Raw genomic sequence first — 5,512 nt, forward strand, 5'->3', positions numbered from 1 at the left:
GTCGTGCCCGGCAAGCCGCTCGTCTATGGCCAGAGCATCACCGATGGCTGCATCGACTGGGCAGCCACCGAGACGGTGCTTCACGGCCTTGCCGGGCACGACGTCCTGCCGGCCGGCGACAAGGTTGCTCTCGATCATGACGCCGATGATGCGCTCGTCGCCTGCCGCGACCTGGCCAGCCACGTCAGCCGCCACCCCTGGCTGGTTTTCCGGCTTCTTGCTGCTGTTGGCGTGGCTGACATCGATCATCAGCCGCGGCGCCACGCCGATCCGGCCGAGTTCCGCGCAGGCAGCAGCAATGCTGGCCGCGTCATAATTCGGCACAATACCGCCGCGCAGGATGACGTGGCAGTCCTCGTTGCCGGTGGTCGTCGCGATGGCACTGCGTCCGCCCTTCGTCACCGCCATGAAATGATGCGGCTGGGCGGCGGATTTCACGGCCTCGGCCGCGATCCGCAAATTGCCGTCGGTGCCGTTCTTGAAGCCGACCGGGCAGGACAGGCCTGATGCCAGTTCGCGGTGGATCTGGCTCTCGGTCGTGCGCGCGCCGATCGCGCCCCAGGCGACGAGGTCGGCGATATATTGCGGGGTGGCCATATCGAGGAATTCGGTCGCCGCCGGCAGGCCGAGATTGTTGACGGCGGAGAGCACGTTGCGGGCCATCCGCAGTCCCTTGTCGATGTTGAAGCTGCCGTCGAGGTCGGGATCGTTGATCAGGCCTTTCCAGCCGACCGTCGTGCGCGGTTTCTCGAAATAGACGCGCATCACAATCTCCAGCCGATCCGACAGGCTTTCCCGAAGCGATGCCAAACGGCTGGCATAGTCTACGGCGGCCGCCGGGTCATGGATCGAACAGGGCCCGACGACGACCACCAGCCGGTCGTCGGTGCCGGTCAGCACGGCGTGGATGGCGTTGCGTGACGCGGCAACGGTGCGCGTCGCCGTCAGCGTGCGCGGTATCTCCCGCATCACCTCGTCCGGTGTGCTCAATTCTCTGATTTCTTTGACCCGAAGATCGTCTGTGGTGGTCAACACGGCTTTCTGCTCCTGATTGAGGAGACCTGCCGGCTGAAACAAAAAAGCCGCCAGGTCTGGCGGCTGTTCGGATGTTGTTGCTGCAATCTTCAGATCGAGCGCAATCCTCCCGCCGCCAGCGAGCTCCTAAAGTACCAATAGGTGGCGGTCAGGTTGATCATGAGGCTCATATAGTCGAAGCAGAGGCGCTTGTCACGTCTCTGGTGAGGAGGAGGTCTACTCCAGCCCATTCGCGATTGGCTGAAGCCCCCGAACTTCGTCATCCCAGGGCGAAGCAGGGGCGAAGCTCCGTCGCGGAGACCCTGGGATCCATGCCGTTGCCTTGGCCAAGGAGTGCTGCGGAACTGAATTCTGCATTGTAGCGACGCCTAGATGTCACGGCATGGATCCTCGGGTCTGCGCCGCGTCGCTGCGCTCCTTGCTCCGCCCGTGGATGACGAAGTGGATGGGCGGCGTTCCGCTAGACTTGCCGACGTTATTCCGGTGACGCCCCTGCGATGTTCTGATCGTAGTCGACAAGCGACCCGGTCATGACGCCGGACTGCGGGCTGATCATGTAGCTGATCAGTCGGGCAAGCTGCGCCGGCTTCACCAATTGGCCCATCGGCTGCGCGGCCTCGGCCTTCTCCAGCCAGTCGTCCGGCGCGTCGTGCCATTTCTTCTGCACGATCGCCTCGCCCTCGGTATCCATCCAGCCAGGCAGCACCGCATTGCAGCGGATGCGATTGCCGCGATAGGCATTGGCGACATTCTTGGTCAGTGTCGCCAGCGCTCCCTTGCTCGACGAATAGGGTGCCAGGAACGACTGGCCGCAATGCGCCGACATTGACAGCACGTTGACGATCGCGCCCGGTGCCTGGCGCGCCAGCAAATGCGCCACCACGCCCTGCATCAGGAAAAACGGGCCGCGCACATTGGTCTGGAATATCTGGTCGAAGAGATCCTCGGAGGTCTCGACCAGCGAGCCGCGAGCCGAGGTGGCAGCGGCGTTGACCAGCGCGTTGACGGTACCGAAATGGCCAATCGCCGTTTCGACCGCACGCTTGCAGTCGGCCACTTTTGAGACGTCGGCGCTGATGAAGATGGCATCGACGCCTGCCCGCTTGAGGATGGCGACAGCCTTCTCGCCTTTCTCCTGCGAGCGGCCGATCAGGGCCAGCGCCCGGCAGCCCTCATCGGCCAGCGCTTCGGCGACGGCAAAGCCGATGCCTTGTGCGCCGCCGGTGACGATGGCGCGTGTTTCGGAATTGTGACCGGCTGAACCGTTCATCGCCTTGCTCCTGTGCTTGATAGTCAGATTGTTTTGTCGAGGCGGACGGTCTTGCCTTCCTTAGCCGATTTCAGCGCCGCATCTGCCAGCCTGAGCGCCACCAGCCCGTCCTTGCCGCTCGGCGCCGCCTTCTTGCCTGACGTCGCTGCCGCGATGAAGGCAGCGATCTCGTTGGCATAGGCGTCGAGATAACGGGTCATGAAGAAGTCGTGCAGCGGCGGCCGCGTATAGCCTTTCTCATTGGCCAGTTCGATCGACACCGGCCGCTGGTTCTCGGCCGCAATCATGCCTTTCGAGCCATGCACTTCGATGCGCTGGTCGTAGCCATAGGTGGCGCGGCGCGAGTTGGAGATGACGCATTGCTTGCCGGAGGCAGTTTCGAGGATGACGCTGACGCTGTCGAAGTCGCCGGCCTCGCCGATCTTCTTGTCGACCAGCACCGAAGCGTGCGCGCTGACCGCCACCGGCTCCTCGCCGAGCAGGAAGCGCGCCATGTCGAAGTCATGAATGGTCATGTCACGGAAGATGCCGCCCGAGCGGCCGATATAGTCGAGCGGCGGCGGGCCGGGATCGCGCGAGGTGATTGTCACCATTTCGACAGTGCCGATGGCGCCGTCGTCGATCGCCTTGCGCACGGCGGCAAAATGCGGATCGAAGCGGCGGTTGAAGCCGACCATCAGGGTGGCGCCGGTCTTGTCGACGACGGCCAGGCATTGTTCCACCCTGCGGGCGTCGAGGTCGATCGGCTTTTCGCAGAAAATCGCCTTGCCCGCTTTGGCGAAGCGTTCGATCAGATCGGCATGGGTGTCGGTCGGCGTACAGATGACGACCGCATCGATATCGCCGGCCTTCTCGATGGCATCGATGCTGCGCACTTCGGCGCCATAGGCAGCGGCCAGATCGGCCGCCGGCTTCTCGAAGGCGTCGGCAACCGCAACCAGCCTGGCCTGCGGATTGGAACCAACGGCGCGAGCGTGGACCTTGCCGATACGGCCGGCACCGAGAAGAGCAAAGCGAAGAGGCATGAAGAATTTTCCTTTGAGGATGGTTCGGAAGGGAGGGCGTGTCAGCGCCTGTGGCTCGGCGTTGGCCGTTACGCCGCAAGTTCTGCCTGCCCGGTCTTGGCACCGGTGATGTAGGAGACAATATCGTTGCCGTCGGTGTCCTGCTTGCGCAAATTGGCGACGATGCGGCCGCGCCGGAAAACGACGATGCGGTCGACCAGGTCGAACACCTGGCGCATGTTGTGAGAGATCAGGATCAGCGGCTCGCCGTTCTCCTTCAGCGTGCGGATGATGTTTTCGACCTGCATCGTCTCCTGCACGCCGAGTGCCGCCGTCGGCTCATCCATGATGATGAGCTTGGAAGCAAAGGTCGCGGTTCTGGCGATCGCTACGCACTGGCGCTGGCCACCCGACATATGGCGGATGGTATTGGAAAGATTGGGAATCTTGACTGCGGTGCGGACCAAGGCTGCCTCGGTCGCCTTGCGCATGAATTTGCGATCGAGGATCGAGAAGGGTCCGAGATTGAACAGCACTCGCTCGCGGCCGAGGAATAGGTTCGACGGCACGTCGAGGTCGTCGGCGAGCGCCAGGTTCTGGAACACCGTCTCGATGCCCGCCTCGCGGGCTTCGATAGGCCCGGCGAAATTCACTTCCTTGCCGTCGAACCACATCCTGCCGCTGGTGCGCTGCTCGACGCCGGTAATCTGGCGTACGAAGGTCGATTTGCCGGCACCGTTGTCGCCCATGATGGCGACATGCTCGCCCTTGCGCAGCTCGAAGTTGGCACCCTCCAGCGCATGGACGCCGCCATAATACTTGGTCAGGTTTTCGGTCTTCAGGACGATGTCCGACATGATCAAGCCCTCATTGCCCGCAGGCGTTGGCGCCACTGGTCGAGAACGACTGCGCCGACGATGATCACGCCTTTGACCATCTCCTGATAATAGGCGTCGAGGCGCAGAAAGGTGAAGCCGGAGATGATGACGCCGAAGATCAGCGAGCCGATCACTGTCCCGATGATCGAGCCGCGACCGCCCGACAGCGACACGCCGCCGATAACCGCCATGGCGATCGCGTCGAGCTCGTACATTACACCCATGCCGGCCTGGGCGGTGAGATTCTTGGAGCTCAGCACGACGGCGGCGAGCGCGGCGAGGACGCCGGCAATGACGTAGACGAGGATCTTGTGGTTGGCGATGTTGATGCCGGACATGCGCGCGGCGTCCTCATTGGAGCCGATTGCATAACAGTGCTTGCCATATTTGGTGTAGCTCAGGATCAGCTGGAACAGCACCGCGAGTGATATGAAAATGATGACCGGCATCAGCCCCTTGCCGATGGCGGCGAAACTCTCGGTCGGAAACGAGATCGGCTGTCCCTTCGACCACCATTTGGCGATGCCGCGCGCGGTGACCATCATGCCGAGCGTGGCGATGAACGGCGGAATGCGCGTGTAGGCGATCAATGCACCGTTGACCAGGCCGGCCAGCAGGCCGCAGCCGATCGCGACCAGCACCGGCACGATCACCGGCAGGTCGGTCCAGCCCTGGGCGATGAACATTGCCTTGGGGTTCGGGTTGCCGTTGACCGTCGCCACCTGGGCGAAGCTCATGGCGATCATCGCCGTGGCGCCGACAATCGAACCCGAGGACAGATCGATGCCGCCGGTAATGATCACCTGCGTCACGCCGATAGCGATGATGCCGACGATCGACACCTGCAGGATAATGATCTGCAGGCGCGCCTCGTTGAAGATTGCGTCGATATTGTCGCGGGTATTGAACAGGAAGCTGTCGCCAAGGAAAACCCGGCCGATCAGTTCGAAAGCGCCGACCAGGATGACAAGCGCCAGGAAGACGTTGAATTCGGCCGGCCATGCGCGCCGCTTCGCATCATAGCTGAGCCCGCCGACGCCGTGAGATGTCTGTGCCAATCGTGCTTCCTCCGTCAGCCACGGTCTCCACTCGGCGCTGTTCAGGCCGAGAGGGAAAAAGCGGAGCGGCGCTGTCTTACTTTGGCGCGCCGCCCCGTATCGGACAGGTCCGCCTCAGTTCTTCTTCAGGAACTTGTCGATGTTTGCCGGCGTGACCAGCTGGAACGGGATGTAGACCTTGTGCTCGACCTTCTCGCCCTTCGCCAGCTTGAGCGCTGCGTCAAGCGCGCCGGCGCCCTGGCCGGCTGCGTCCTGGAATACCGTCGC

Annotated in this window: 5 protein-coding genes and 1 pseudogene; all 6 read right to left on the reverse strand. The window is 62.9% G+C overall.

The features are described from left to right. On the reverse strand, positions 1 to 1,035 hold a 1,035-nt coding region (locus tag E5W70_RS07505), incomplete at its 3' end, for a 3-deoxy-7-phosphoheptulonate synthase (RefSeq protein WP_292655961.1). A 475-nt stretch (positions 1,036 to 1,510) separates the two neighbouring features. Then, entirely contained in the window at positions 1,511 to 2,305 is a 795-nt protein-coding gene (locus tag E5W70_RS07510; protein WP_292655964.1) for an SDR family oxidoreductase, read from the reverse strand. A 23-nt stretch (positions 2,306 to 2,328) separates the two neighbouring features. Continuing rightward, the gene (gene iolG, locus E5W70_RS07515) at positions 2,329 to 3,330 is read right to left on the reverse strand and encodes an inositol 2-dehydrogenase (RefSeq protein WP_292655967.1); all 1,002 of its coding nucleotides are present in this window, start codon (positions 3,328 to 3,330) and stop codon (positions 2,329 to 2,331) included. Positions 3,331 to 3,398: 68 nt separating this feature from the next. Then, positions 3,399 to 4,166 carry an ATP-binding cassette domain-containing protein gene (locus E5W70_RS07520; RefSeq protein WP_254815918.1) on the reverse strand — a complete coding sequence of 256 codons (768 nt, stop codon included), beginning with the start codon at positions 4,164 to 4,166 and terminating at the stop codon, positions 3,399 to 3,401. A gap of 2 nt (positions 4,167 to 4,168) precedes the next feature. Beyond that, complete coding sequence (locus tag E5W70_RS07525; protein WP_292655972.1) at positions 4,169 to 5,245, reverse strand: ABC transporter permease; 1,077 nt, start codon at positions 5,243 to 5,245, stop codon at positions 4,169 to 4,171. A 114-nt stretch (positions 5,246 to 5,359) separates the two neighbouring features. Further along, positions 5,360 to 5,512, reverse strand: a pseudogene (locus E5W70_RS07530) (rhizopine-binding protein); the annotation flags it as partial.

The organism is Mesorhizobium sp. (genome assembly GCF_005063415.1).
Lineage (GTDB): Bacteria > Pseudomonadota > Alphaproteobacteria > Rhizobiales > Rhizobiaceae > Mesorhizobium.

Coding starts and splice junctions, on each gene's coding strand:
- E5W70_RS07520 (WP_254815918.1), bottom strand. CDS start 4,166: ATGTCGGACATCGTCCTGAAGACCGAAAACCTGACCAAGTATTATGGC.
- iolG (WP_292655967.1), bottom strand. CDS start 3,330: ATGCCTCTTCGCTTTGCTCTTCTCGGTGCCGGCCGTATCGGCAAGGTC.
- E5W70_RS07510 (WP_292655964.1), bottom strand. CDS start 2,305: ATGAACGGTTCAGCCGGTCACAATTCCGAAACACGCGCCATCGTCACC.